This is a genomic window from Klebsiella sp. RC2 (assembly GCF_014192815.1).
Taxonomy (GTDB): domain Bacteria; phylum Pseudomonadota; class Gammaproteobacteria; order Enterobacterales; family Enterobacteriaceae; genus Klebsiella; species Klebsiella variicola.
Map to the genome: position 1 here is coordinate 266,509 of NZ_JACHYL010000003.1, position 25,924 is coordinate 292,432.

The window sequence follows — 25,924 nt, forward strand, 5'->3', positions numbered from 1 at the left end:
TCACGGAAAGCTCGAAAAGACAAGCATATAGTGATTTCACCGGCCCCGCAGTGGGGTTGAAATTAAGAAAACTTTTCGAGGATATCAGAATGAAAAAAGTATTAGCTCTGGTCGTTGCCGCTGCTATGGGTCTCTCTTCCGCCGCTTTCGCTGCTGACGCAGTAAGCACCACTCAGGCACCGGCTGCTACCCACAGCACTGCTGCCAAGACCACCCATCACAAAAAACACCACAAAGCCGCGGCAAAACCAGCTGCAGAGCAGAAAGCTCAGGCTGCCAAAAAACACAAAAAAGCAGAAGCTAAACCAGCCGCTGCCCAGAAAGCCCAGGCCGCTAAAAAACACAAAAAAGTAGAAGCTAAACCCGCTGCTCCGCAGAAAGCTCAGGCGGCTAAAAAGCACCACAAAGCTGCGGCTAAACCGGTAGCACAGAAAGCGCAGGCTGCAAAAAAACACCACAAAACCACTAAACACCAGGCCGCTAAACCTGCTGCACAGCCGGCAGCATAATTCCTCCCGGTGAACTAACCTTCTTAATAATCGGCGCTGTTTCAGCGCCGTTTTTTCTGGAGAGCACTATGCTGCGGCGCTATCGTTTCGAGCTCATCCTGATCCTGTTAATCATTTGCGCAGTGGTTGCTACCCGCTTTTTCCTCTATTAATCATTTCCGCCACGCTCTCATTTACTGCTTCTGCTGGCTTTGCAGAATAATAAATACCGTACGGCGATCGCTGACGACACCTTCCCGCGTCTCATTACCCTGAAATTCCTGCGGCACAAAAAATGCCCGGCGTCCGAAGACGCCAGACACTGTAGTCATAAACTAGCGCGCGCCGGCCACCTCTCGGTGACCAGACGCTTCACAGTACGCGCACCGCTTCCATCACCAGATAACCGGTCGCGCCCCAGATAGCAACTGAGACCAGGGAAACATAAACCAGTGCGCGAATACCTTTTTTAGACATATACCCTCCCAACGTCGGGGAAATAGAATTCAGGCTATCATCGCCGGTATTACCTCTCTATTTACTCAACGGCGGAGTGACGGTAACAACGTTTTCGGTGAGAAAATGTTTCGCATTGAAAATAATTACGAGAGGCGTAAAGAAGTGCGAATTCTGGTGAAGTTTTGGCGGGCAAGCGCATTATTTTTCAGCGAATCGCTGGCAAACCAGGAATAATCTTAATGTCCGGTTGGTGAATTATTCGCCGGGTTCAGTACGTTCTGATACACGAATTTTGTTGCGTCGGACGTCGCTTTCTGCGGAAATAGCAACAGCGTTCAGCTGGTATTAACCGCTTGAAATCAGACGGTTTTGCCAGCGGCAGCGTCAGCCCGTCTCGCCTGATGGCAACGGTTTGGCCTGCTTAGAATTATTGTTTACTTTCAAAAACTTAAATCTCCTGCTACTGTCAATAGACATCATAGCCTCCCCAGAGAGTGATATGCGTAGAGACGTTCTGTTATTGCTGTGTTCATTTTATCTGTTACCTCTGGGCGCACATGCCGATGATAGCGGACTGAGCGCCAAAGATATTAAGACGCTGTTTTTCGGCCATGATGACCGAAAAGCGGTGAGCCACCCCGAGGAAAGCCCGTGGGATGCGATCGGCCAACTGGAAACCGCCAGCGGCAATCTGTGCACAGCGACGCTTATCTCCCCTCACCTGGCGCTGACCGCTGGCCACTGTCTGTTGACGCCTCCGCGCGGCAAACCGGACAAAGCGGTTGCTCTGCGCTTTATTTCGCGCAAGGGCGGCTGGGTATATGAAATTCACGGCATTGAAGGGCGAGTGGATCCGGCCTTAGGTAAGCGCCTGAAGGCCGATGGCGATGGCTGGATCGTGCCCTCCGCCGCGGCGCCGTCAGATTTTGGCCTGATCGTACTGCGCTATGCTCCCTCGGGCATCACGCCGATCCCACTCTTCCCGGGTAGCAAGGCCGATCTCACCGCTGCGCTGAAGGCAGCGGACCGTAAAGTGACCCAATCGGGATATCCGGAGGATCATCTGGATAATCTGTACAGCCATCAGGATTGCATCGTGACCGGCTGGGCGCAAAACAGCGTGCTGTCGCATCAGTGCGATACGCTGCCTGGTGACAGCGGGTCGCCGTTGCTGATGAAAACGGAGGACGGCTGGCAAGTGATCGCCGTGCAAAGCTCCGCTCCCGGTCCGCAGGATCGCTGGCGGGCTGACAACCGCGCCATTTCGGTTACCGGCTTTCGCGATAAGCTGGAAGCACTGGCCAGAGAGTAATCACCCCTGCGACTGACGCCGCTGCAGCAGATCGGCGATCGGCATCGGTTTACTGAAATAGTACCCCTGAAGCCGGTCGCAGCCGGCCCGCCGCAGCAGCGTCAGCTGCTGCGGATCCTCAACCCCCTCCGCCACGACCGTCATCCCCAGCGCGCGGGCAATGCGCACCGTCCCGCGCACCATCTCCGCCGCCTGTTCATCGCTGTCCACCCGCCCGGCGAGAGATTTGTCGATCTTCAGGCTATCAAAGCGAAAGCGGCGTAAATAGCCAATACTTGAGTAGCCCGTGCCAAAATCGTCCAGCGCCACGGCAATACCCTGGGCCTTCAGATTCTCCACCACCGCCTGCGAACGTTCCGGATTTTCCAGCACATAGCTCTCCGTCACCTCCACCTGCAGGCGCGACGGCGGAAAGCGGCAGGCCGCGACGGTCTTCATCACCCGGTTTTCAAAAGCCGGGTCGCGAAATTGCGCCGGCGAGATGTTCACCGACAAAAGGAGATCGTCCACCGGCTGCAGGTCGCTGCAGGCGCGTTGCAGAACGAACTGCCCGAGGGCATCAATCAGGCCGCTGCTCTCGGCGATGGCAATAAACGCATCCGGCGCCAGCGCCCCCTGCGGGCGTCGCGGCCAGCGCAGTAGCGCCTCCACGCCGGTCATCGCCAGGGTATCGGCATCGACCACCGGCTGATACCAGACCTCAAATTCATCCTGCTCCAGCCCCTGGCGGATGCCGTTCTCAATCATCAGTTGATGACGCCGCACGGCATCCAGCGCATCGTCATACCAGGCCGTCCGCCCCTTCCCGCTCTTCTTGGCGTGGTACATGGCGATATCCGCCCGGCGAAACAGCTCGGTACTGGAACATTCCGCCGGGGCGCCGCTGGCGATGCCAATGCTGGCGCCGATATAAATTTTGCGTTTGCTGAGCGTCACTGGCGCTTTCAGCAGCTCCAGCGCTGCCCAGGCGAACGCCGCCGCCCGGTCAATCGCCTTTGCGCCGCTCACCGCCATGGCGAACTCATCCCCGCCCATCCGCGCCAGCATGGCCCCCGTCGGTACCCGCGTCTGTAGGGCGCTGGCGATATGGCGGATCAGGGCGTCGCCGACATCATGACCATAGTTATCATTGACGTCCTTAAAACCATCCAGATCGATAAACACCACGCACTGAATATCGTGTTTCCCCGTCTCGCATACCTGGCTTAACCGCAGCAGAAGCGCTCGCCGGTTAGGCAGTCGGCTCAGCCAGTCAATCATGGCTATCTCCCGCGCCTGACGCTCCCCGCGCGCCAGCTTATACATGCCCAAACTGCTAAAAAGGATAAACAGCAGGATCAGGCTGGCCGCCACCCCGGCGATCAGTCCCATGCTGCCTGACGAGGCCTGCGCCGCTTCAGCGCCAGGCAGGCGCGGCTGCCAGGCCAGGTATCCCAGCACCTCACCCGCCTGCGTTCGCAGCGGAATACGATAGGCGCCGGGACCCTCGGCGAGATGCAGATGACGAATCTGAAAGGTGTCACCCAGGCGCTCCAGCAGTTGGGGGTTGATATGCCGGGTTATCACCAGATAGCGCCGCGTCGCATCAAATACCTGAAGCCGACCTGTCGTTGGGCGTATCAGGCCGATGCCGACAAAGGCGATCCCGGCCTCCGTGCGCGTGATACCGGCAAAGGCGTTTTTTCCCTCACGCAATGCTTGCGCATGAGTGTGGATCAGACTGGTCAGGCCAGCCCCTAGAAATGAGAGGTCAGTCCGGGGCAGCACCTGGCTCTGAAAGGCGCCCCACAGGATACGATAATGTTCATCGAGGACAAAGGTACCATCGTACAGGTTATTGATTTTGAAGCCTGATCCCCAGGAATCGTACAGCCATTTCTGATCGAGTGACGGGGCGTAGGTCTGCGTTACCGCGTCATCCCAGATGGCATTGTCCAGCACCAGCGACAGCACCCGATTGACCGAGGTCTGTACCGCCCCTTCCACCGACAGCACCGAACGCTGCTGATCGATTTCATTAGATTTGCTGGCAATCAGGTGTTGTGAGAGATACAGCAGAGAAATGACCGACGCGGTGAGTCCAAGGCCGGCGAGGAATATCATTATTGACAACGTCCTGGCGGAAGGAATTTTCCGCCAGCCGAAAGCAGTGAACATGCGCAGTCCTCATCGTCACCAGGCACACTATCAGCGAGGGGCTGATCTTGAGTTAAGCATACTACAGAGGACCTGTTTTGCCGCCTGGCTTTGCAGGCGGCGAGACGTCAGGCGAGTTTAATTAACACCATGCCGGCCACCAGCAGGATGAGCCCCGCCCAGCCTTTGTTATTCAGGCGCTGACCAAACAGCACCCAGCCGGCGGCGATGGTCGCCGCGATACCGAAGCCGCCCCACAGCGCATAGGCGACCGAGAGATCGATCCCTTTAACCGCCTGCGACAGGGCGCTGAACGCGCCCAGCACCGCCGCCAGGGACAGGATGCCGTAGACTTTGCGGCGGAAGCCATCGGAAAACTTCAAAAAGACGTTGGCAATGATTTCAAGCACGATGGCGACGGCCAGCCACGCGGCGTGGATCCACTCAAACTGCTGCATGGGCCACCTCCTGCTTTGACGACGCTTTTTTCTGGGTGCCGGACTTAATTAAGACGATCCCCACCACCAGGGTGGTCAGGCCGGCGATCTTCAGCGGCGACAGGCTTTCATCAAACAACAGCACGCTAAACACGGTAATCAGCAAAATGCCGATCCCTTCCCATAGCGCGTAGGCCACACCCAGGGCAATTTTTTTAACCGCAAAGGCAAGAAAAATATATGACAGAGCAATCATGGCCAGCATTAAAATAAAACCGGTATGACCACCGCTCACGCTCGCCCATTTCATCGACAAGGTGCCGGTAATTTCAGCAACAATAGCTAAAGCTAATAAAATCCAATAAAACATGATCCCTTCTCCTGCTTGAGAATATAATCCATTACCGTTTACGCGAGGCGTAAACAGGAAAATTTCTGACGTAGATTTCGCTGTGCGCTTGGCGCCAGCTCAGGCAGAGAGAAGGTGACTATAGAGCCGAATGCCAGTGCTGCTCGCCGGCAAAACGGGAAAAAGAGAGAGAGATTGCGGGGTGGTTTAAAATATACATCCTGAACTGATTGTCCATAAAATTACAATTATCCGCGGTGTTGCTTCTCGTCCGTTGCGGATGAAAATTGTCCTCAGTAGTTATACACAGATAAATTTGTAGCATAGTGCTACATTTAATTCAAAGAATTTGCAATTCTTTACGCCGCCGTTTTGCTTCAATGCGTTTTTTCTGCAAAAAAACGTCATTATGCTAATGTAACGCAACCTGTTAATAGGCAAGGAAGATTGAGGTCGGGACCTATGGCTAAACCCATTATTACACTTAACGGATTAAAGATGGTCATCATGCTGGGCATGCTGGTGATCATCCTTACCGGCATTCGCTTTGCGGCGGACATTATTGTCCCCTTTATTCTCGCCCTCTTTCTGGCGGTGATCATTAATCCGTTGGTACAACTGCTGGTCCGCTGCCGGGTCCCGCGCGTGCTGGCGATCTCGATGCTGATTGGCCTCATCGTCATGCTGGCCATTGTGCTGCTGGCCTCGCTGGGGACCTCGCTTAACGAGCTGGCGCGCACCTTACCGCAATATCGCAACTATCTCTACGAGCCGATGCAAACCATCGCCCCCTGGCTGCAGCGCATGGGGTTCACCGTCTCGGTGGTGGAGCTGAATAAATACATCGACCCTAACGCGGTGATGACGCTGGTCACCAGCCTGCTCACTCAGCTGTCGAACGCGATGTCCTCGATTTTTCTGCTGCTGCTGACGGTGGTATTTATGCTGCTGGAGGTCCCCCAGCTTCCCGCCAAGCTGCAACAGCTGATGTCCCGTCCGGTTGAAGGGATGGGCGCCATTCAGCGGGCCATCGACAGCGTGTCGCATTATCTGGTGCTGAAAACCGCGATTAGCCTGGTGACCGGCCTGGTGGTCTGGGGCATGCTAGTGCTGCTGGACGTGCGCTTCGCCTTCATGTGGGGACTGCTGGCCTTCGCGCTCAACTATATTCCCAATATTGGCTCCGTGCTGGCGGCCATCCCGCCGATCCTGCAGGTACTGGTGTTTGGCGGGCTGTACGAGGCGCTGGTGGTCCTGGCCGGCTACCTGATCGTCAACCTGGTGTTCGGCAACATTCTGGAGCCACGGGTGATGGGACGTGGCCTGGGGCTCTCCACGCTGGTAGTGTTTCTGTCCTTGATCTTCTGGGGCTGGCTATTGGGCCCGGTCGGCATGCTGCTGTCGGTGCCACTGACGATTATCGCCAAAATTGCCCTCGAGCAGACCAGCGGCGGTCAGAGTATTGCTTTCTTATTAAGTGATGTCAGCAAAGAATAACCCCTTCTCACGGCCGGCCGAGTGCCGGCCGGCTTGCTCACCTGCGCTCTTCTCTTAGACCACTACGCCTTTCGTATTATTGATCCCTATCACAAACGGTAAGACCCAATCGTTACTCTAAAGCTAACAATTAGCCGCCGTGCTTAATTGATGCGCAGCGCCGCACATCGCACACTAACTTCCACCAGGACAAACAAAACGATTTGTCGAATCAGGAGGTTAACAATGAATGCTGAACAAACGACGGCGCGGGTCTGGAACCGTCGCCGGACGGAAAAACAGCGGCGGCTGGCCGAAGCGAAGATCGCCGGCAAAGTCATCCCCACTGACCAGCTGGTCAGCGTACTGGAAAATCTGCTCGCCCCGGGCGATCGGGTGGTGCTGGAAGGCAACAACCAGAAACAGGCTGATTTCCTCTCCCGCATGCTCGCCGAGGTCAATCCGCAAAAAATTCACGACCTGCATATGATTATGCCCAGCGTCGGGCGCAGCGAGCATCTGGACCTGTTTGAAAAAGGCATTGCCCGTAAACTGGATTTCTCTTTCTCCGGCACCCAGAGCCTGCGCATTTCGCAGCTGCTGGAAGATGGCCTGCTCGAAATCGGCGCCATCCACACCTATATCGAACTCTACTCCCGCCTGTACGTTGATCTGTCGCCAAACGTCGCGCTGATCGCGGGCTATAAAGCCGACCGCAAAGGCAACCTGTACACCGGGCCAAGTACTGAAGATACCCCGGCGCTGGTCGAAGCCGCCGCCTTCCACGATGGCATTGTGATAGCCCAGGTCAACGAACTGGTGGACGACGAATGCGATCTACCGCGCGTGGATATTCCCGGCTCGTGGATTGATTACGTGGTGGTCGCCGACAAACCGTTCTTCATTGAACCGCTGTTCACCCGCGACCCGCGCCTGATTAAGCAAGAACACATTCTGATGGCGATGATGGCGATCAAAGGCATCTACGCGGAGCATCAGGTGCAGTCGCTTAACCACGGTATCGGCTTTAATACCGCTGCCATTGAACTGCTGCTGCCCACTTATGGCGAACAGCTCGGACTGAAAGGCAAAATCTGTAAACACTGGACGCTGAACCCGCATCCGACCTTAATCCCGGCCATCGAGAGCGGCTGGGTGGAGAGCGTGCACTGTTTCGGCGGCGAACTGGGGATGGAAGAGTACATCCGCGCCCGCCCGGATATCTTCTTTACCGGCCCGGATGGCTCAATGCGTTCCAACCGCGCCTTCTGCCAGCTGGCAGGTCAGTACGCGGTAGATATGTTTATCGGTTCGACCCTGCAGGTTGATGGCCTGGCTAACTCCTCCACCGTCACCCGCGGCCGCCTATCCGGCTTCGGCGGCGCGCCGAACATGGGCCACGACCCGCACGGTCGCCGCCACGCCACCCCGGCCTGGCTCAATATGATCACTGAACCAGACCCGATGCAGCGTGGGAAAAAACTGGTGGTGCAGATGGTCGAAACCTTCCAGGCCGGCGTGAAACCGACCTTCGTTGAAACCCTCGACGCGGTTGAGGTGGCGAAAACCTCCGGCATGCCGCTGGCGCCGGTGATGATTTATGGCGATGACGTGACCCACGTGCTGACCGAAGAGGGTATCGCTTACCTGTACCGCGCGGAGAGCCTTGAAGAGCGCCGGGCGATGGTCGCCGCGGTGGCCGGGATCACCGATATTGGCCTCGGGGTGGACGCCAAACGCGTCGCCGCCCTGCGCCAGAGCGGCAAAGTGGTGTACCCGGAAGATATCGGCATTCGCCGTAGCGATGCCACCCGCTCGCTACTGGCGGCCGGCAGCGTCGCCGACCTGGTGGAGTGGTCCGACGGACTGTACAACCCACCGGCAAAATTCCGGAGCTGGTAATGAAAAATCTCTCCCCCCTGCACGCAGAAAGCCGCGTCAGCTGGCTGGCGCATACCGCCAGCGCGTGTCTGATTGACGAAGCCCGTCTGAGTCCGAAACCGGGCCTGGTCGATAGTCGCGGCAACGGCGCGCATCAGGATCTCAATCTGGACCTGATGGAACGCTCCGCCCGCAGCCTGCAGCCGACCTTTCACGCGCTGGCGCAGCAAAGCTGGCAGCGTCCGGCGGATATCGCCCTGCGCGAAACCGTCGGCCGCCTCGGTCGCGAAGGTGAAGCGCAGATGATGATGGCGACAGGTGGAGTTAACACCCACCGCGGCGCCATTTGGGCGCTGGGCCTGCTGGTCAGCGCGGTGGCGATGTTGGGTGGAGAGGGTCAATCACAGGCGATCGCCGCCGCCGCAGCCGCCCTTGCCCGCCTGCCGGACGGTTTCGCGCCGAAAAGCTTTAGTAAGGGTCTGCGCGCCAGCCGCCGCTGGCAGGTGCCGGGCGCACGCGAGGAAGCGCAGCGCGGATTTCCGCATGTTACCACCCTGGCGCTGCCGCAACTGCGGCAGAGCCGGGCGCGAGGCGCCAGCGAGCCGCAGGCGCGCCTTGATGCGCTGATGGCCATCATGACCTCGCTGAGCGATACCTGCGTGCTGTCGCGCGCCGGCATGAACGGCCTGCATGCCATGCAGCAAGGCGCTCGCGAGGTTCTGGCGGCGGGCGGTTGCGCCAGCGTCGCCGGTCGCGCCGCGCTGGCGCGCCTTGATGCGCAGATGCTGGCGCACAACGCCTCGCCGGGTGGCGCGGCCGATCTCCTTGCCGCCACCCTGTTTCTCGACCGGGTTGCCGGCTAACGCATTCAGAGGATGTTATGGAACAGATTACATTGTCATTTCCTGCCAACCGCGCCCTCAGCGGCAAAGCATTGGCAGGAGTCGTAGGTTCAGGCGATATGGAAGTGCTTTATACCGCCGCACAGAGCGCCACGCTCAACGTACAGATCACTACCTCCGTGGATAACAGCCAGGCGCGCTGGCAGGCGCTGTTCGACAGGCTGAACCTGATCAACGGTCTGCCCGCCGGGCAGTTGATTATCCACGACTTCGGCGCCACGCCGGGCGTCGCTCGTATTCGTATTGAACAAGTCTTTGAGGAGGCCGCTCATGCGTAACGATCGCAGCTTTATCGAACTGCGCGCTCGCGAACGCGCCCACGCCCTGCTGGACGACGGCAGCTACCGCGAACTGCTGGATCCGTTTGAAGGCATTATGTCGCCGTGGCTCGGCGCGCAGGGCATCGTCCCGCAGTCCGACGACGGTATGGTGGTCGCCAAAGGCACGATCAACGGCCAACCTGCGGTGGTGATTGCCATCGAAGGCACCTTCCAGGGCGGCAGTATGGGCGAAGTCTCCGGCGCCAAAATGGCCGCCGCACTGGAGCTGGCGGCGGAAGATAACCGCAACGGTATCCCGACCCAGGCGGTACTGTGCCTCGAAACCGGCGGCGTACGTCTGCAGGAGGCCAACCTCGGTCTGGCCGCCATCGCCGATATTCACGCCGCGATTGTCGACCTGCGCCGCTACACCCCGGTGGTCGGCATTATTACCGGTACCGTCGGCTGCTTCGGCGGCATGTCCATCGCCGCGGCGCTGTGCAGCTACCTTATCGTCACCCGTGAAGCCCGTCTCGGCCTCAACGGCCCGCAGGTTATCGAGCAGGAAGCCGGCATTGAAGAGTACGACTCCCGCAACCGTCCGTTTATCTGGAGCATGACCGGGGGTGAAATTCGCGCCGCCAGCGGACTGGTCGACGCGCTGGTTAACGATGGCGTTAACGCCGTTAAAACCGCAATGAACGAGGCGATCGCCAAAGGCGTACCGGTACAGCACCGCAGCGACAACTATGACGATTATCTGCGTCGCTTGAGCCAGTTCGATACCCGCCAGCAGGCGGATACCGCGCAGATTAAACAGCTTTTTGCCCGGGAGGATAAATAATGAGTCAGTTCCCAAACCGCGCCGCGCTGTGGCTGAATAAACTGGCGCCCGACGCGCCGCTGATGAGTGGTCTGTGCCCTTCGGTGCAGGTCGCAGATGGCCAGATTGATGGTGAAAGCGTCCGCTTTATCGCCGTGGTGCCTGACGCCAACAACCACTACCCGCGCGCCGCCGGCGGCGAAGTCGGCTTGCTGGAAGGCTGGACGCTGGCGAAAGTGGTCAATGAAACCATCGCCGCTGACGCCGACCAGCCTGTGAAACGGCCGATCGTCGCGGTAATTGATGTCCCGAGCCAGGCCTATGGCCGCCGCGAAGAAGCTTTCGGCATCCATCAGGCGCTGGCCGGGGCGGCAGGCGCCTACGCCAAAGCCCGTCTTGCCGGCCACCCGGTGATTGGCCTGATTGTCGGAAAAGCGATGTCCGGGGCGTTTCTGGCCCACGGCTACCAGGCCAACCGCCTGATCGCCTTTAACGATAGCGGTGTGCTGGTCCACGCGATGGGTAAAGAATCGGCAGCGCGCATTACGCTGCGTACCGTGGAGGCGCTGGAGAAACTGGCGGCGACAATCCCGCCGATGGCCTACGACGTCAGCAACTATGCGACGCTCGGCCTGCTCTCCGCCCTTCTGGATATTAATAATCCGGATGCGCCAGACGAAGGCGATCTGTCGCTGGTCAGCCGTACCCTGCGCGACGCCATCGCTGACGCGCGCAAAGATACCTCGCTGAAGTGCCGCCTGGGCGCGGAAAACCGCCGTAGCTCACAATTGGTTCGCGATCGCATGCGCGCCAGCTGGTAAGACGTTCGTACGTAAGTAGTAGAAGAAAACCTGCCGGAAGCTGTCCCCCGGAGCGCGGAATACACGCTCCGGGAAGGGACGGCTTTTAGAAAAAATAACAATCGCGCCAGTACTCTATTTTATTTACAGGTGATTTATGACTTATGTGATTATTCATGCTCTTGCCCCGATTTTCGTCATTATGCTGCTGGGCTTCTGGGCCGGTAAGGCCGGGATGGTAGATAATAAAAATGTCTCCCTGCTCAATATCTTTGTAATGGATTTTGCCTTACCCGCCACGCTGTTTAGCGCCACGGTACAAACGCCGTGGGCCGGTATCGTCGCCCAGTCGCCGCTGGTGCTGGTGCTGACCGGCGCGATGTGGATCACCTATGCCGCGATCTACTTCCTCGCCACCAGCGTGTTCAAACGCACGCCGCAGGATGCCGCGGTGCTGACCCTCACCGTCGCCCTGCCAAACTATGCCGCGTTGGGTCTGCCGATCCTCGGCAGCGTGCTGGGTGAAGGCGCGTCAACCTCGCTGTCGGTGGCGGTCTCTATCGCCTGCGGCTCGGTACTGATGACCCCGTTCTGCCTGCTGATTCTGGAACGTGAAAAAGCCCGCGCCGCAGGTGAAAACAGCGGTTCTACGCTGGCGATGCTGCCGGTGCTGATGTGGCGCTCGGTGAAAAAACCGATCGTCTGGGGCCCGCTGCTTGGGGTGGTGCTTTCCGCTATCGGCATCAAAATGCCGGAAATGCTGCTGGCCTCCATCAAACCGCTGGGCCTGGCCGCCACCGCCGCCGCGCTGTTCCTCACCGGGGTGATCCTGTCGGCACGTAAACTGCAGCTCAATGCGCTGATCGCCACTTCCACCATCGTGAAACTGCTGGTGCAGCCGTTTATTGCCTGGGGTCTGGTGATGCTGCTGGGTCTGCACGGCTCTATCGCCATTACCGCGATCCTGATGATTGCCCTGGCCGCCGGCTTCTTCGGCGTGGTCTTCGGCAACCGCTTCGGGGTGCAATCTCCGGATGCTGAAGCCGTGCTGCTGTTGAGCTCGGTTCTGTGTATCCTGTCGCTACCGCTGTTTATCTCTTTGACCTCAGGACTGTAAACCATGTCATCAACGCCGCGTCCCCACGATTTACTCTGGTTAAACCACGCCAGCGCCCTGGAAGCGATTGCCGAGCCGTGGGTGGCTCAGCAGTGGCGAGCCGCGCTGCCGGTGGTGGTGAGACGCGACGTTGATGACCAGGCCCGCATCCCGGTGGGGGTGCGGGGCATGAAGCGCGAGCAGCGCGCCGCCGGTTGGGTCCAGGCGTACAATATCGTGCGCTGCGTGACGCCGGAAATGCTGGTGGAGCGCGAGCGTCTGCTGGGCTCCCCTTTTGTTTCACAGCCGCCGGTTCAGGCGGCTATCGCCCTTACCTTACACCCCTGGTCCTGGCGCTGGGGCGTCACCGGCAGTACCGGCTATGCGCTGGCCACTGAGATCCCGGTACTCCATGCGGCAAGCGATCTGGATCTGCTGATCCGCGCGCCGCAGCCGCTGGATCGCGAGGCGCTGCGCGAGTGGCAGGCCCGTGTGGCCCAACTGCCGTGCCGCGCCGATACCCAGGTAGAAACGCCCTACGGCGCCTTCGCCCTTAATGAGTGGCTGCGCGATGGCCGTGCGCTGCTGAAAACATCCCATGGCGCACGCTTAACCGCGACGCCGTGGCACAGGGAGGAATGATGAAGATTTTATTTACTTTTCCCGGTCAGGGCGGCCAGCGCCCCGGCATGCTGGCGGCCCTCCCCGATCGCGAGGCTATCTTCACCCAGGCGCGCGCCGTGCTGGGGGATGAAGTCGCTACTCTCGATAGCGCCGACGCGCTAAAACACACCCGTGCGGTACAACTCTGTCTGCTGATCGCCGGGGTCGCCTGGGCGCGCGAGCTACAGCGCCAGGGCGTGGATCCGCAGATGGTCAGCGGCCTCTCTATCGGCGCGTTTCCGGCAGCGGTGATTGCCGGCGCGCTCGATTTCGCCAGCGCGTTGCGGCTGGTGGCGCTGCGCGGCGATTTAATGGAGCAGGCTTATCCCGAAGGTTACGGGCTGACGGCGATTATGGGGCTGACCCGCCCGCGGGTTGAGGCGCTGATGCAGGGCCACGAGGTTTATCTCGCCAACCTCAACGCCGAAACGCAGATCGTGATCGCCGGGCGCGATGAGGCGATGGCCGAGGTGGCGCAGCTGGCGCTGCGGGCTGGCGCCAGTAAAGCCCAGCGGCTGGCGGTCAGCGTGCCCTCGCACTGCGCACTGCTGGATAAACCCGCCGCAGCGCTGGCAAAAGCCTTTGCCGACGTCACCTTAACGCGCCCTCAGCGCGCCTATTTAAGCGGCTCGACGGCGCGCGTGCTGTGGGATCCACAGCGGATCGCTGACGATCTGGCGATGAACATGGCGCGCACCGTGCACTGGCAGGAGGCGATGATCGCCGCCGATGAACGCGACGCCAGGCTGGCAATCGAGATGCCGCCCGGCGGGGTGCTCACCTGCCTGACCCGCCAGGCGGGCTGGCGCGGCGAGACCATTTCGCTGGAGCGCAGCGGCGTAGACGTCGCCCGCCATCTGGCGCAGCGGCTTAGCGATTAATACTGCGGGCGTACATCCGCCCTTCCGCCGCCAGCGCCAGCAGGTCGGCATCGCGCTCGCGATGGTGCGAATAGACGATAGAGATCAGCTGGCGCATCTGATAGGGTTCCGCCAGCTTTAACAGCTGCACATCGTTTTCATAAACTTTCTTCATGCGTCCCGGCAGCAACGCGAAGCCAACCCCTGCCTGCACCAGACTTATCATCGAAAAGATATCATTTACCCGGGTCACAATTTCCGGCTCAAAACCGGCCACCTGAAAGGCCTCCTGAAACCCGGCATAAGTCGCAAACCCTTCCGCCAGCGAAACAAACTTACGATCGGCATAATCGCGCAGGTCGGCAAGCTGAGTGGTATTCAGCTGTTCCGTCGCCGGCGCGGCGAGGAAGATATCATCTTCAAACAGCGGCACCACGTCGAAGGCCGAATGATTGTACTCGCCTTCATTGGTGGCGATTAAGATAGCATCCAGCGCATCGTCCTCCAGCATATCCAGCAGCATCTGGTTGGAGCCCATGGTCAGATCCAGCTCCAGCTCCGGGCGACGCAGCTTCATCCCCATAATGATGCGCGGAACGGTTTCCAGCGTCAGCGAATAGAGGGTACCGATGCGCAACCGCCCCTGACCGATGCCGGCGACTTTGCGCGTCGCCTCAAGACCACGGCTCATCAGACTCATCACATCCTGGCAGTATTCAAGCAGCGTCCACGCCGCCTGCAGCGGCAGCAGGTTGCGCCCTTTGTGGACAAACAGCGGGCAGCCGACCCCCTCTTCGAGCGTATGCAGCGCGCGGTGCACGCTAACGCTGCTGAGCTTCATGGCTTCGGCGGTTCTGGCGATATTGCCCTTCGCCATAAACATCATAAAGACCGATAGCTTGCGGAAGGTGATCTCCTGGTTGATATCGTCTTTCATAGCCCTTCCACACTCCTGGTTATCGTTTTTCTTCAGTAATTCAAGGCAGTATAACAATAACCCTCACGTCCGTTTTGACCGCAACCGCTAATTATCGTCAATATTCTCCGCGTTGTCGGTTCGCTTACTCGCCAGCCGGGAAATCAACTTGTCTCTATGAACTCAATTCATTAATCGACGCGCCGATGGAGCCACGCCAAAAGCAGGCTGGCGAGCGTAAAAGCGGCCATGATCCACGCCATCGTCCATGGCGTACCGTCGTGGAGCCATGCCAGCAACAGCGAAGAGATAATGCCGCTGCCATACTGCAGCGAGCCGATCAGCGCCGAAGCGGAACCGGCATATTCACCGGCCTCATCCAGCGCTGCAGCGGTTGAGGTGGCGGCAATCACCCCATTCATTGAGAAGAACAGGAAAATACTCACCACAATCAGCGCCACGCCGCCGATATGCAGACGCACGCCGGCTGCCAGCACGACGACGGCAATCGCCGATACCGCCAGCGCCGCCTTCAACAGCGAACCTAACGCATGGCGCTGCACCAGACGACGATTGACCACGCTCATCAGCATAACCCCAACGATATTGACCGCGAACAACCAGCCGTAGTGCTGCGGCGCAATGCCGTAATAGCGAATATAGACATCCGGCGAACCGGTGATAAAAGCGTAAGCCGCGACGTAAAAGAAAGTCAGACTGAGGGTATAACGCATAAACGTCCGGTTTTTTACCAACGCGGCGTAATTGCGAAACGCGCTAAGCGGCGATCCTTTCTGCCGACGCTCTGGCGGCAGAGTTTCCGGCAGCCAGCACAAGGCGATAAACATCAGAGCGCCAATCACCACCAGCAGCCAGAAAATAGTGTGCCAGCTGGTGAATTTAATCATCTGCCCGCCGATCAGCGGCCCGGCAATCGGCGCAATCGCCATCACGATAGTCAGCGTCGAGAGCATCTGCGCGGCGCGAGTACGAGCAAACAGATCGCGAACCATCGCCCGCGCCAGCATCGGCCCAGTGCAGGCGCCAAGCGCCTGAAACACGCGCCAGAAGACAATCTGATCGATGGTGGTCGACAGCGCGCAGCCGGCGGAGCCGATAATAAATAGCACCATGCCGATGAACAGTGGCGTGCGACGCCCCAGCCGGTCACTTATTGGCCCCCACACCAGCTGCGCCAGCGCAAAGCCAATCAGAAATCCGGTGATCGTCAGTTCGGCATCACCGTGCAGTTGCGCGGCCATCATCGGCATGGCCGGCAGATAGATATCGGTGGAGAGCGAAGTAAAGGCCATCAGGCCGCTTAAAATCAAAATAAAAAGCGCCCCGCTGGTGGCGCGCTGATGCGATGAAGTCATTATGGTATCCGTTAAGGAGAGGAAAGCGGTGAAGTGACTGGCTATTTTAGCCGTTTCGGGGTAACGGATAATCCCCGGAAATCATAACAGGGTTATGAGCATCATTCATAAATAGCGGCAGGGAAATGTGGATGTAAAAAAGGGAAGACCGTGGTCTTCCCTTTTGTTCACTGCACGAATGTGCTTTTACAGCGCCATATCATGCTGCGGCGAGGCGTCGCGCGGCGGCTCTGCCGGTTTGGCGGTCGCGGTCGGCGCAGCCGCTGGCATCTGGATCACCGGCGGCTTAGTCAGCTGCAGCGCCGCGGCGGTGTCATCCCATACCTGCTGGGTCAGCGCCACGTTACCGTTCAGCTTCTGACCGTAGCTCGGCACGATAGCGTGAATACGGCTCTGCCACTCCGGCGAGTTAAACTGCTGCGGGAACATCTGCTTGAGTACGTTCAGGGTGATCGGCGCGGCGGTGGAAGCCCCCGGCGACGCCCCGAGCAGCGCAGAAATCGTTTTCTGCTGATCGACCACCACTTCGGTACCGAGCTTCAGAACGCCGCCCTTCTCCGCGTCTTTCTTGATGATCTGCACGCGCTGACCGGCCTGGATCAATTTCCAGTCTTCTTTACGCGCGTCCGGGTAGTACTCTTTCAGCGCAGCAAAACGGTCATCATCACTGAGCATCACCTGGCTGACGAGATATTTCACCAGATCGAAGTTGTCGAGACCGACGTGGGTCATCGGCAGCACGTTATCGGTGGTGGTGGTGCTGAGCAGGTCAAAGAACGAACCATTTTTCAGGAACTTGGTCGAGAAGGTGGCGAATGGCCCGAACAGCACCACGCGCTTACCGTCGAGATAACGAGCGTCAAGGTGCGGAACCGACATCGGCGGCGCGCCGACCGAAGCCTGACCGTAGACTTTCTCCAGATGCTGCGCGGTGACCGCCGGGTTCTCGGTCATCAGGAACGAGCCGCCCACCGGGAAACCGGCATAGTTATCCGCTTCCGGAATACCGGTTTTCTGCAGCAGCTTCAGCGCGCCGCCGCCGGCGCCGATAAAGACGTATTTGGCGTCAATAGTCTGCGCGTCCCCGCTCTGCACGTTCTTAATCGTCACGTGCCAGGAGTTGTCGGCATTGCGTTTGAAATCGGTCACCTCGGAGGAGGTTTGCAGAGTGAAGTGGTTATTTTTCTTCAGGCTGCCGATCAGCTGGCGGGTAATTTCGCCGTAGTTGACATCGGTACCCACCGGCGTCCAGGTGGCGGCCACTTTCTGCTGCGGATCGCGACCTTCCATCACCAGCGGCGCCCACTGTTTAATTTGCGCGTGATCGGTGGAGAATTTCATTCCCTGGAATAAGGTGGTCTGCTGCAGCGCGTTATAACGTTTTTGCAGGTAATCCACATTATCGCCCCACACGAAACTCATATGCGGTGTGGAGTTAATAAAGGAGTGCGGGTCGTGCAAAATACCGCGTTTCACCTGTGCCGACCAGAACTGACGGGAAATCATAAACTGTTCGTTAATATCCAGCGCTTTGCTGACGTCAATCGACCCGTCCGCTCGTTCCGGGGTATAGTTCAGCTCCATATTCGCTGAGTGGCCGGTACCGGCGTTATTCCAGCCGTTGGAAGATTCCAGGGCTACGCCGTCCAGTTTCTCCACCATGGTCAGGTTCCAGTCCGGCTGCAGCGCCTGCAGCCAGGTGCCGAGCGAGGCGCTCATGATCCCGCCGCCAATCAGCAGGAAGTCGGTCTTTTTAGAGGTATCCGCTTCAGCATGCGTCGCCGCGCTGACGAACATCGCTAATGCGGTAAAGGAAATAATCGTTTTTTTCATTGCAGGCATAATAGAATTATCACGTAGCACACGGTAATAAGAGGCAGCATATTAACGCACTTTTACTTTATTTTAAAATATCATTTACACTCTGGCACTTTTAATCAAATAATTATTTAACTTAAAAAAGTAAAGCGAGACATCAAAATGATACCTGGTGAAAAATAAGATCGAAAATTCAGCCTGATTGCTGAGAAAAATAAAAAAAGAGAGTTTTTTTAGTTAATAAAGTCCAGGCGCGTACGCCAATCGCGCGCGCCTGGCAGAGGGGTTAATGGGCGGGAGTGGCCGTGCTGCTGCGGTGTGCTTCGCGCAGGGCGAGACGCAGGTGATTATGATGTTGCGTCAGCAGCTCGCGCGCGTGCCAGGCATCCAGCCCGCTGAGCAGCATCAGGATCGCGGTGCGGCAGTGCTGATGGCAGCTGGCCAGTGCCGCTTTTGCTTCACTGCGCGTGCAGTCGGTGGCCGCCATGACAATCGCTATCTGCCGCTCCGCCCAGTGCGAATTGTCAGCCTGCACGTCCACCCGCAGATTGCTGTACACCCGACCGTCACGGATGGCGAGCCCGGTCGTCAGCATGTTGACGATCTGCCGCTGGGCCAGTTGAGCCTTCGGATTGGCTAAGCCTGCCACCGCTTCCGGCCCGGTCTGTGGGGCAATAATGATATCCGCCAGCTGCGCCGCCTCGCTGGCCGCCTGCTGAGTGACGACAGCGATAGGGGCCCCAAGCGACCAGGCGTGGCGCATCGCGCCCCACACCCATGGCGTCTTGCCGCTGACGGTCAACGCCAGCAGCATATCGTGGTTGGAAAAGTCCAGCGACTGCAGTTCAAAGGCGCCCAGGTCATAATTATTTGCTGCGGTTTCCCGCTCGGCCATCGCCGCCGTCTGCCCACCGGCAATCAGTCCCACCAGCGCGTGTTTGCCTTCCGGCGAATAGTCGCTGACCGCCTCGATGGCCGTTCGGCCTGACGCTCCAGCGCCGATAATGACCAGGCGCCCTCCCCGGCCCATCGTCGCGGTGGCGACATCAATCAGCCGGGCGATGTCCGGCAGGCAGGCGCCAACCGCCTCCGATATCTGCTTATCATCCTGATGCAGCATCGCCAGCATGTCGGCCGTGGCGAGACGATCGATGTGAGTGGTATCCGGGTGACGGCGGGCCTGCATTGCAGCGGTTAGCGAACTGTTCATAACAACCTCCATTTACAACAGAAAAAGCGCATCTCGGCGAAATCAGCGGCCTGATGCATATCCTTATATTCATCAGGCCTATTTAACCTCTGCCGCCACTATAAGTGGAATGTTCTGTGCTTTACCGCCGTCGGGGTCACAGTTTACCCTCCCGACCGCCCCGTCAGGGGGCGATTGCCGGTTATCTGAGCAATCCTGTCTGAGGTCTCATCTTCGCCGCCCGCCGGCATGGCCAGCCAGAAGGATTGCTGGCAGAGCATATGAAACGGTTTACGTATCGGCTAAACCGCCTCGATTTGCTTTGATTACACGGCTTTATGAAAACCGTCCTATCGGCGATAATATGCCTTCACTGAATCTATCCGGGATCGTCATGAAGGCATCAGAGCAGCAGCCTCGCGTTCGCCAACGCGCCTTACCGTTAAAGCTGAGCACCGCCGTATCCTTGATGATTGGCAGCGTCATCGGCGCCGTTCTCCTGCTGGTCTATGCCCTGTGGTATATGCAGATCAGCAATGCCACCCGCGACGGTCTGAAAGAGACCGCGCTGGCGGTGGCGCGCACCATGGCCGATATGCCGCAGGTGAAGCGCGGACTGGAGGCGCCCCCGCAGCAGCAGATCATTCAGCCGCTGGCGCAGGCCATCACCCGGCGCAACGACCTACTGTACGCTATCGTCACCGATATGCACGGTATTCGCTATTCGCATCCGGATACCTCTATCATCGGAAAGCGGTTTATCGGCCGGGATATCCTGCCCACGCTGCAGGGAAAAGAGAACGTTGCCATTAACCACGGCGTACTGGCCCCGGCGCTGCGGGTATTCACCCCGGTGTTCAACGACCAGCACCAGCAAATTGGCGTGGTGGTGGTCGGCATTTCGCTGAGTAAAGTGGACGAACAGATCGCCAACAGCCGCTGGGACGTACTGTTGACCATCCTGTTCAGCGCGCTGGTCTGCGCGCTGGGCACCTGGAGCCTGGTGCGCGGTCTGAAGCGCGTCCTGCTGGGGCTGGAGCCGCAGGAGATTTCCACCCAGTTTCAACAGCGTCAGGCCATGCTTCATGCCCTGAAGGAGGGCGTCGTTGCCGTCGATGCCCACGGCGAAGTTAATTTGATCAACCCGGCGGCGCAGGAGATCCTCTTTTCCGGCCCGGACAAAACCCTCGCCCACACGCCACTGCTCGCCGACCTGCAGACCGTCTTGCAGAGCGGCGAGCCGATGTACGACCGCGAACTGGGATGCAATGGCCTGTTGCTGATCGGCAATACGGTGCCCATTCGCAGCCAGGAAGCGGTGGTCGGCGCCATCTGTACCTTCCGCGATAAGACCGAGGTGAGCCAGCTGCTGCAGCGGCTGGACGGCATGATGAGCTATGTGGATGCCCTGCGCACCACCTCCCATGAATTTATGAATAAACTGCACGTGATCCTCGGCCTGCTGAATATGAAAAGCTATGGCAAACTCGAGGAATACGTGCTGCAGACCGCCCACCGCTATCAGGCGGACATCGGCGACATTCAGCACCGTATTAAATCCCCGGTGGTGGCGGGCTTCCTGATAAGTAAAATTCAGCGCGCCACCGAGTGCGGCTTTACGCTGACGCTGGCGGAAGAGAGCCTGGTGCCGGATTGCCCGAATGAGAAGCAGGTCACGGTGCTGGTGACGGTGCTGGGCAATCTTATCGAGAACGCGCTGGACGCCATGAGCGGCCAGGCGGAGGGTGAGATCGGCCTGCTGCTGCACTACCAGGACGGCTGGCTAAGCGGTGAAGTGAGCGATGACGGACCGGGGATCCCGGAAAATAATATCGACGCTATCTTTAACAAAGGTTTCTCCACCAAAGGCGAGAATCGTGGCGTCGGGCTGTTTCTCGCCAACCAGCAGCTGCGCGAACTGGGCGGCACCCTCGCCGTCGAGTCGGAACCCGGCGTATTTACCCAATTTTTTGTTCATCTCCCCTGGGATAGTAAAAGGAAACGTGCGTGATAAATGTGTTGATTGTTGACGATGATGCGATGGTGGCCGAACTGAATCGCCTGTACGTGGCAAGAGTTCCCGGCTTTCGTTGCAGCGGGAGCGCTTCGACGCTCAGTCAGGCCCAGGAGATGATTAACGATAAGCAGCGGGAGATCGATCTGGTGCTGCTGGATGTCTACATGCAACAGGACAGCGGGCTGGATCTACTGCCGACCATCCGCGAGTCGGGGCGCGCTATCGATGTCATCATGATCACCTCGGCGGCAGACGCCGCCACGGTGCAGACCGCGATGCATTACGGGGTGGTTGATTACCTGATCAAACCTTTCCAGTTTCCGCGCTTTGAAGAGGCGCTCACCACCTGGCGGGAGAAGCGTAAACTGATGACCGGCCAGCCGTATTACGAACAGGCCGACGTCGACCGTCTGCTGCACGGCGGCGCGCCGGAGGCCAGCGACGCGCGCAAGCTGCCCAAGGGGCTAACCGCGCAAACGTTGCGTACGCTCTGCCAGTGGATTGACGCCCATCCGGACGTTGAATTCTCTACCGATGAGCTGGCGGCGGCCGTAAATATCTCCCGCGTCTCGTGCCGCAAATATCTGATTTGGCTGGCACAGATCAATATCCTCTACACCACTATCCACTACGGCGCTACCGGGCGACCGGTCTATCGCTACCGCCTGGTCGCCGAACAGTACAGTTTGCTTAAGCAGTACAGTCAATAACCTGATAGCCGCTGTCCAGCGGCGCAAAACGCAGCCGCTGCGGCGATGAGAGAATGATGTCGCGATTTTTGGTGACGAAAATCGCGTCGATATCCTCACGCTGACGCAGTGCTGCGCAGCCCTTCTCTACGCCGAGGCCGAACAGCAGCGTAGTCCAGATATCGCCGTCTAAAGAATCCGTGGAAATCACTGTCACGCTGTCGAGTTCGTTATCCAGCGGATAACCGCTGCGCGGGTCGAGAATATGGTGCCAGCGTTTGCCGTCCTGCTCAAAGTAACGTTCATAGGTTCCGGAAGTGACCACCGACTGTCCGTTGATCGTCAGGGAGCCGATCAGCGCCTGCGCGTCGGCAAACGGTTTTTTCAGGCCAATGGTCCATTCACTGAGGGTATGCACATTGCCGCCGAGATTGATCAGCGCCTTCTCCACCTGCTGCTGACGGAGATAATCGCGCACGCGGTCAGCGATATAGCCTTTGGCGATCGCCCCGAGATCCAACTCCATCCCCGGCTGCTGGAGAAACACGCTGCAGGTTGCCTCATCAAGGATCACCTCCTGTGGGCGGGTCAGCGCCAGTCGGGCTCTGATATCAGCCGCGTCAGGCACGCTGTGCCCGTGAAAGCCAATTCGCCACAGCTTCACCAGCGGGCCGATGGCAAGATTAAAGGCGCTGTCGCGCACCATGCTGGCGGCTTTGGCGCACTGAATCAGCTGAAAGACCGGGCGACTGACCGTGACCGGATGGCGTCCGGCGGCATGGTTGATATCCATCACCTGCGACTCGGCACGGTTAACGGTAAGCAGATCTTCGTAGCGTTTAATTAACTGAAATACGCGGGAGGCCAGCGCCTCATCGTGGGAATAAAGTTTGAGCAGAATGGGGGAACCCATCAGGACGGCGGAGTAGCTATAGACACGGTTATCGGACATCGGGCTCTCCTTCAGAAGGGATAAGAACCTATCCCAGTAGGCGTAATTGGCGCAGCCAGTTTGAACACGGACAGCGCGCAGAAACCGGAGCGTACACGTAGTACGTGAGGATTTCGAGCACTGCCCAGGTTCAACATGGCAAGCAAAATAGCCCTAATGAGATAGGCTCTAAGCCGGGCGGCAAAAGCACCAGCCCGGCATCAGCAATTACCTGTTATCCTCTGGCACGTTTCGCCGCCTGGTGGCCCGCGAGGGTACCGAAGATGATGATATCCGCGACCGCGTTACCGCCGATGCGGTTGCCGCCGTGGATCCCGCCCACCACTTCACCGGCGGCGTAGGCGCCGTGGATCGGCTGCTGGTCAACGTTCAGCACTTCGCCATCGGTGTTAATGGTCACGCCGCCCATGGTGTGGTGCACCCCGGGGGCGATGCGAATGGCATGGAACGGGCCTTCGTTAATCGGCGCGCGCAGCGCGGTGGTCCGGCCAAACTGTTCATCATGCTGTTTTTCCACTGCCCCGTTGTAACACTCGAGGGTGGCGAGGAAGGCATGGTAATCCATCCCCAGTTTCTCCGCCAGTTCACGCGGGGAGCTGGCGCTGGTGACGAAGCCTTTGGCGATGTACTCATCGGCAGCTTTGTTTTTCGCCCGCACATGCTCGTCAAAGACAATGTACGCATAGTGTTCCGGCAGGGCGATAATCGCCGCCGAGACTTTATCGCGGGTCTCCATTTCGTTAAAGAAGCGGTTCCCCTGCTGGTTAACAAGAATAGCGCCGCCGCCGCGAATCGATTCGGAAATCAGGTACGAAGTCTGCTGTTCGACGGTGGGGTGAATCTGAATTTCGCCCATATCCACGGTGCCAGCGCCGATGCGTTCCAGCAGCGCGATACCACTCCCGGTTGCCCCTTTGTGGTTGGTGGTCACGAAACCGTCGAGGTCCGGACGATACTTCACCACCATCGCGCTGTTGGCGCTGAAGCCGCCGGTGGCCACTACGATGCTTTTGGTCTGTACTTCAATGACTTCTTTTTCGTCGTTGACCAGACGTACACCGCTCACCTCATCCCCGCTCATCAGGATCTCTTCCACCGAGGTATCCAGCAGGACGTCGATCCCGCGTTTGGTGATGTTGCGCACCAGGCCGCTAATCAGATAGCCGCCGACTGCTGACCCGTCGCGCGGACGGTGGGTACGGTCAATGCTCATCCCGCCGGTGGTGGTGATGTCGTTGAGCATAATGCCGCGGTCCGCCAGCCACTCAATGGCTTGCGGCGCATTCTCCACGAAGCGACGCAGCAGCTGCGGGTTGTTTTTATTGTGGCCGCCCTTCAGGGTTTCCTGATAGAACAACTCTTTACTGTCCTGAATACCTTTGACCCGCTGGAAGCGAGTTTCCGCGGCGTTCATCCCGGCGGAAGCCTTGATGGTGTTGCCGCCAATGGTCGGCATTTTTTCGACGATCAGGACGCTGGCGCCTTCGTCGTGAGCCTGAATGGCTGCCGCCAGGCCGGCGCCGCCGCTGCCGACCACCACCACGTCATAACTTTTCGGCGCGGCGTCATTGCCGCCCTCTTCCGCTGCCAGCGCTTTGCTGGATTTCAGCATCGCTTTAGCGACCGCTTTTTTCACCGCTTCGCTCTGGCTGGTAGCACCGGAAATGGCGTCCACGTGCGGGGTGTTGGCGGTCAGAATACGTTCGCGGATCTCTTCGAAGCTGGTGGTGAACTCGACGGTCTGCACCGGGCTCGCCGCCAGTTCAATATCGGCAATATGATCATTTTCGAGGCTAACGTTGATCACCAGTTCATTGGCGTCATCCTGAACGGTTTCAACAAACATCCCCGGCTTAAATTTAGCGTCGCCCATGCTCATGTCGCGGATCATCGCTTCCACCAGCGAGAAGCGCCACAGCGGTTCCGGAATGTGCAGCGCCTCGCGCTGGGTGCTGTCGATAAACAGCTCCAGCTCTTCACCGGCGGCGATGCGTGCCGCCCAGTCCGGATAGGCGATGCAGGCGCGGCCCACGGCGATCAGGTCATAACCGTGATCGAGGCCCAGCTCGGCATCAGCAACGTTAACCACCCCGCCGACGCCCATCACCGGCACCTGAGCCAGGGTTTCAGAGCGCATCGAGCAGTATTTCTCGATCAGCGGTGTTGGATCGCTGGTATCGACGATAGACGGACGCAGGGTCGCGCCCACCGAGAAGTGCAGATAATCGACACCGCGGGCAGCCAGCTTTTCCAGCAGATACATGGTGTCGTCGAAGCGGATCCCCGGGACCTCCATCTCTTCCGGCGAGAAGCGATAGCCGATGATAAAGGCATCGTCAGCGTACTGGCGGGCCATTTTGTGGGTGATGTCGAGGACCGCCAGCGGGAAACGGGCGCGATTGTCGCGGCTACCGCCCCACTCGTCGTCGCGCTGGTTGGAGTTCGGTGAATAGAACTGCTGGATAAGGTAGGTGTTGGCGCCGTGAATTTCGACGCCGTCGAAGCCGGCGAGAATGGCGCGACGGACGCCGTCGCCAAACTTGGCGATCATCCCTTCCACTTCTTCTCCGCTCAGCGCCCGCGGCATCGCGGCGCCCTCACGCGGCGCGGCAATAGCGCTTGGCGCCACCGGCTGGCGCCCCCCGATCAGCTGCGGGTCGACCATGCGTCCGCCGTGATAGATCTGCAGAATCGCTTTTGAACCTTGCGCTTTGATCGCCTCGGCGATTTTCGCCAGGCCGGCAATTTTTTCATCATTATCGATGCCGATCGCGCCCGGGAAGGCCAGGCCGTAGTCATCAATAAAGCAGCACTCGACAATAATGGTGCCGATGCTGCCGGCGCGAGCGCGATAGTACTCCACCAGCTCGCTGGTGACAGTCCCATCGAAATAACCGGTGCAGGTGGTCATCGGCGCCATGAGCAAACGGTTTTTCAGCTCCGTACCATTTGGTAAAGTAAATGGCTGCAGAATTCGTTCGTTACTGGTCATAAGTTACGCTCCAGATTTTAAAATATTAAAAAC

General features: G+C 58.7%; 23 protein-coding genes. 13 read left to right on the top strand and 10 right to left on the bottom strand.

Features of this window, described 5'->3' with window-relative positions; translation table 11 throughout:
* Window positions 1-89: 89 nt before the first annotated feature.
* Entirely contained in the window at window positions 90-509 is a 420-nt protein-coding gene (asr, locus tag FHW76_RS10915) for an acid resistance repetitive basic protein Asr (protein WP_043875352.1), read from the top strand.
* Between the two features lie 173 nt (window positions 510-682).
* Here asr and FHW76_RS10920 read toward each other — a convergent pair whose 3' ends face one another.
* Window positions 683-820, bottom strand: coding sequence for a hypothetical protein (locus FHW76_RS10920; protein WP_153690771.1), 138 nt, complete (start codon window positions 818-820; stop codon window positions 683-685).
* Window positions 821-1,446: 626 nt separating this feature from the next.
* On the opposite strand from FHW76_RS10920, the gene FHW76_RS10925 reads away from it, so the two are divergent.
* Window positions 1,447-2,259, top strand: coding sequence for a serine protease (locus FHW76_RS10925; protein WP_183476660.1), 813 nt, complete (start codon window positions 1,447-1,449; stop codon window positions 2,257-2,259).
* Here the strand turns inward: FHW76_RS10925 and FHW76_RS10930 are convergent, their stop codons facing one another.
* The 3 genes from FHW76_RS10930 to kpnE all read right to left on the bottom strand — a co-directional run bounded on the left by FHW76_RS10930 (window position 2,260) and on the right by kpnE (window position 5,202).
* Window positions 2,260-4,416, bottom strand: a complete 2,157-nt coding sequence (locus tag FHW76_RS10930) for a bifunctional diguanylate cyclase/phosphodiesterase (protein ID WP_049245799.1) — start codon at window positions 4,414-4,416, stop codon at window positions 2,260-2,262.
* Window positions 4,417-4,523: 107 nt separating this feature from the next.
* Window positions 4,524-4,853, bottom strand: coding sequence for a multidrug efflux SMR transporter subunit KpnF (kpnF, locus tag FHW76_RS10935; protein WP_008805028.1), 330 nt, complete (start codon window positions 4,851-4,853; stop codon window positions 4,524-4,526).
* Window positions 4,840-5,202, bottom strand: a complete 363-nt coding sequence (gene kpnE / locus FHW76_RS10940; RefSeq protein ID WP_008805029.1) for a multidrug efflux SMR transporter subunit KpnE — start codon at window positions 5,200-5,202, stop codon at window positions 4,840-4,842. Before kpnE ends, kpnF begins: the two co-directional genes overlap by 14 nt.
* Before the next feature lie 441 nt (window positions 5,203-5,643).
* Here kpnE and FHW76_RS10945 point away from each other — a divergent pair, with 441 nt between their 5' ends.
* From FHW76_RS10945 to mdcH, 9 genes are all read left to right on the top strand, one after another.
* The gene (locus FHW76_RS10945) at window positions 5,644-6,678 is read left to right on the top strand and encodes an AI-2E family transporter (RefSeq protein WP_008805030.1); all 1,035 of its coding nucleotides are present in this window, start codon (window positions 5,644-5,646) and stop codon (window positions 6,676-6,678) included.
* A gap of 225 nt (window positions 6,679-6,903) precedes the next feature.
* Window positions 6,904-8,559 (top strand): malonate decarboxylase subunit alpha, encoded by a 1,656-nt coding sequence (mdcA, locus tag FHW76_RS10950; protein WP_008805031.1) that lies wholly within the window; start codon window positions 6,904-6,906, stop codon window positions 8,557-8,559.
* On the top strand, window positions 8,559-9,401 hold the full coding sequence (locus FHW76_RS10955) for a triphosphoribosyl-dephospho-CoA synthase (protein WP_023340082.1): 843 nt from the start codon (window positions 8,559-8,561) through the stop codon (window positions 9,399-9,401). Before mdcA ends, FHW76_RS10955 begins: the two co-directional genes overlap by 1 nt.
* 17 nt (window positions 9,402-9,418) lie before the next feature.
* Window positions 9,419-9,718, top strand: coding sequence for a malonate decarboxylase acyl carrier protein (gene mdcC / locus FHW76_RS10960; RefSeq protein ID WP_012541865.1), 300 nt, complete (start codon window positions 9,419-9,421; stop codon window positions 9,716-9,718).
* Window positions 9,711-10,544, top strand: coding sequence for a biotin-independent malonate decarboxylase subunit beta (locus FHW76_RS10965; protein ID WP_008805034.1), 834 nt, complete (start codon window positions 9,711-9,713; stop codon window positions 10,542-10,544). Before mdcC ends, FHW76_RS10965 begins: the two co-directional genes overlap by 8 nt.
* The gene (gene mdcE / locus FHW76_RS10970; RefSeq protein WP_012968318.1) at window positions 10,544-11,344 is read left to right on the top strand and encodes a biotin-independent malonate decarboxylase subunit gamma; all 801 of its coding nucleotides are present in this window, start codon (window positions 10,544-10,546) and stop codon (window positions 11,342-11,344) included. The genes FHW76_RS10965 and mdcE overlap by 1 nt, the downstream gene beginning before the upstream one ends.
* Window positions 11,345-11,480: 136 nt before the next feature.
* Window positions 11,481-12,440 carry an AEC family transporter gene (locus tag FHW76_RS10975; protein ID WP_012541868.1) on the top strand — a complete coding sequence of 320 codons (960 nt, stop codon included), beginning with the start codon at window positions 11,481-11,483 and terminating at the stop codon, window positions 12,438-12,440.
* Between the two features lie 3 nt (window positions 12,441-12,443).
* Entirely contained in the window at window positions 12,444-13,061 is a 618-nt protein-coding gene (locus FHW76_RS10980) for a malonate decarboxylase holo-ACP synthase (protein ID WP_064170113.1), read from the top strand.
* Window positions 13,061-13,963: a malonate decarboxylase subunit epsilon gene (gene mdcH / locus FHW76_RS10985; RefSeq protein ID WP_023340079.1), complete on the top strand. Its 903-nt coding sequence runs from the start codon at window positions 13,061-13,063 to the stop codon at window positions 13,961-13,963. The genes FHW76_RS10980 and mdcH overlap by 1 nt, the downstream gene beginning before the upstream one ends.
* Here the strand turns inward: mdcH and FHW76_RS10990 are convergent.
* The 4 genes from FHW76_RS10990 to FHW76_RS11005 form a co-directional block, all read right to left on the bottom strand.
* Entirely contained in the window at window positions 13,953-14,879 is a 927-nt protein-coding gene (locus tag FHW76_RS10990; RefSeq protein ID WP_101825058.1) for a LysR substrate-binding domain-containing protein, read from the bottom strand. The two genes, mdcH and FHW76_RS10990, sit on opposite strands and share 11 nt — an antisense overlap.
* Window positions 14,880-15,049: 170 nt before the next feature.
* Window positions 15,050-16,234 (bottom strand): multidrug effflux MFS transporter, encoded by a 1,185-nt coding sequence (locus FHW76_RS10995; RefSeq protein ID WP_040968473.1) that lies wholly within the window; start codon window positions 16,232-16,234, stop codon window positions 15,050-15,052.
* 186 nt (window positions 16,235-16,420) lie between these two features.
* Window positions 16,421-18,031, bottom strand: coding sequence for a malate dehydrogenase (quinone) (mqo, locus tag FHW76_RS11000; RefSeq protein ID WP_224226274.1), 1,611 nt, complete (start codon window positions 18,029-18,031; stop codon window positions 16,421-16,423).
* A 307-nt stretch (window positions 18,032-18,338) separates the two neighbouring features.
* Window positions 18,339-19,262, bottom strand: coding sequence for an N-acetylmuramic acid 6-phosphate etherase (locus tag FHW76_RS11005; RefSeq protein WP_117133002.1), 924 nt, complete (start codon window positions 19,260-19,262; stop codon window positions 18,339-18,341).
* Between the two features lie 373 nt (window positions 19,263-19,635).
* Here FHW76_RS11005 and FHW76_RS11010 point away from each other — a divergent pair, with 373 nt between their 5' ends.
* Together FHW76_RS11010 and dcuR are read left to right on the top strand one after the other, a co-directional pair.
* On the top strand, window positions 19,636-21,252 hold the full coding sequence (locus tag FHW76_RS11010; protein WP_064165714.1) for a sensor histidine kinase: 1,617 nt from the start codon (window positions 19,636-19,638) through the stop codon (window positions 21,250-21,252).
* Window positions 21,249-21,968 (top strand): two-component system response regulator DcuR, encoded by a 720-nt coding sequence (gene dcuR / locus FHW76_RS11015; RefSeq protein ID WP_008805043.1) that lies wholly within the window; start codon window positions 21,249-21,251, stop codon window positions 21,966-21,968. The genes FHW76_RS11010 and dcuR overlap by 4 nt, the downstream gene beginning before the upstream one ends.
* Here the strand turns inward: dcuR and FHW76_RS11020 are convergent.
* Both FHW76_RS11020 and FHW76_RS11025 read right to left on the bottom strand, forming a co-directional pair.
* Window positions 21,949-22,899 carry an FAD:protein FMN transferase gene (locus FHW76_RS11020; protein ID WP_172871906.1) on the bottom strand — a complete coding sequence of 317 codons (951 nt, stop codon included), beginning with the start codon at window positions 22,897-22,899 and terminating at the stop codon, window positions 21,949-21,951. The genes dcuR and FHW76_RS11020 overlap by 20 nt on opposite strands.
* Before the next feature lie 214 nt (window positions 22,900-23,113).
* Window positions 23,114-25,891 (bottom strand): flavocytochrome c, encoded by a 2,778-nt coding sequence (locus tag FHW76_RS11025; RefSeq protein ID WP_049165089.1) that lies wholly within the window; start codon window positions 25,889-25,891, stop codon window positions 23,114-23,116.
* Window positions 25,892-25,924 lie beyond the last annotated feature (33 nt).

What these genes read in the sequence shown, in the direction of transcription:
- FHW76_RS11025 (WP_049165089.1), bottom strand. Translation starts at nt 25,891, where the DNA reads ATGACCAGTAACGAACGAATTCTGCAGCCATTTACTTTACCAAATGGT.
- FHW76_RS10925 (WP_183476660.1), top strand. Translation starts at nt 1,447, where the DNA reads ATGCGTAGAGACGTTCTGTTATTGCTGTGTTCATTTTATCTGTTACCT.
- FHW76_RS10920 (WP_153690771.1), bottom strand. Translation starts at nt 820, where the DNA reads ATGACTACAGTGTCTGGCGTCTTCGGACGCCGGGCATTTTTTGTGCCG.
- FHW76_RS10955 (WP_023340082.1), top strand. Translation starts at nt 8,559, where the DNA reads ATGAAAAATCTCTCCCCCCTGCACGCAGAAAGCCGCGTCAGCTGGCTG.
- FHW76_RS11005 (WP_117133002.1), bottom strand. Translation starts at nt 19,262, where the DNA reads ATGAACAGTTCGCTAACCGCTGCAATGCAGGCCCGCCGTCACCCGGAT.
- FHW76_RS10990 (WP_101825058.1), bottom strand. Translation starts at nt 14,879, where the DNA reads ATGAAAGACGATATCAACCAGGAGATCACCTTCCGCAAGCTATCGGTC.
- FHW76_RS11020 (WP_172871906.1), bottom strand. Translation starts at nt 22,899, where the DNA reads ATGTCCGATAACCGTGTCTATAGCTACTCCGCCGTCCTGATGGGTTCC.
- FHW76_RS10995 (WP_040968473.1), bottom strand. Translation starts at nt 16,234, where the DNA reads ATGACTTCATCGCATCAGCGCGCCACCAGCGGGGCGCTTTTTATTTTG.
- FHW76_RS10930 (WP_049245799.1), bottom strand. Translation starts at nt 4,416, where the DNA reads ATGTTCACTGCTTTCGGCTGGCGGAAAATTCCTTCCGCCAGGACGTTG.
- mqo (WP_224226274.1), bottom strand. Translation starts at nt 18,031, where the DNA reads ATGTTCGTCAGCGCGGCGACGCATGCTGAAGCGGATACCTCTAAAAAG.
- mdcH (WP_023340079.1), top strand. Translation starts at nt 13,061, where the DNA reads ATGAAGATTTTATTTACTTTTCCCGGTCAGGGCGGCCAGCGCCCCGGC.
- mdcA (WP_008805031.1), top strand. Translation starts at nt 6,904, where the DNA reads ATGAATGCTGAACAAACGACGGCGCGGGTCTGGAACCGTCGCCGGACG.
- kpnF (WP_008805028.1), bottom strand. Translation starts at nt 4,853, where the DNA reads ATGCAGCAGTTTGAGTGGATCCACGCCGCGTGGCTGGCCGTCGCCATC.
- FHW76_RS10945 (WP_008805030.1), top strand. Translation starts at nt 5,644, where the DNA reads ATGGCTAAACCCATTATTACACTTAACGGATTAAAGATGGTCATCATG.
- asr (WP_043875352.1), top strand. Translation starts at nt 90, where the DNA reads ATGAAAAAAGTATTAGCTCTGGTCGTTGCCGCTGCTATGGGTCTCTCT.
- kpnE (WP_008805029.1), bottom strand. Translation starts at nt 5,202, where the DNA reads ATGTTTTATTGGATTTTATTAGCTTTAGCTATTGTTGCTGAAATTACC.
- mdcE (WP_012968318.1), top strand. Translation starts at nt 10,544, where the DNA reads ATGAGTCAGTTCCCAAACCGCGCCGCGCTGTGGCTGAATAAACTGGCG.
- FHW76_RS10980 (WP_064170113.1), top strand. Translation starts at nt 12,444, where the DNA reads ATGTCATCAACGCCGCGTCCCCACGATTTACTCTGGTTAAACCACGCC.
- mdcC (WP_012541865.1), top strand. Translation starts at nt 9,419, where the DNA reads ATGGAACAGATTACATTGTCATTTCCTGCCAACCGCGCCCTCAGCGGC.
- FHW76_RS10975 (WP_012541868.1), top strand. Translation starts at nt 11,481, where the DNA reads ATGACTTATGTGATTATTCATGCTCTTGCCCCGATTTTCGTCATTATG.
- FHW76_RS11010 (WP_064165714.1), top strand. Translation starts at nt 19,636, where the DNA reads ATGAAGGCATCAGAGCAGCAGCCTCGCGTTCGCCAACGCGCCTTACCG.
- FHW76_RS10965 (WP_008805034.1), top strand. Translation starts at nt 9,711, where the DNA reads ATGCGTAACGATCGCAGCTTTATCGAACTGCGCGCTCGCGAACGCGCC.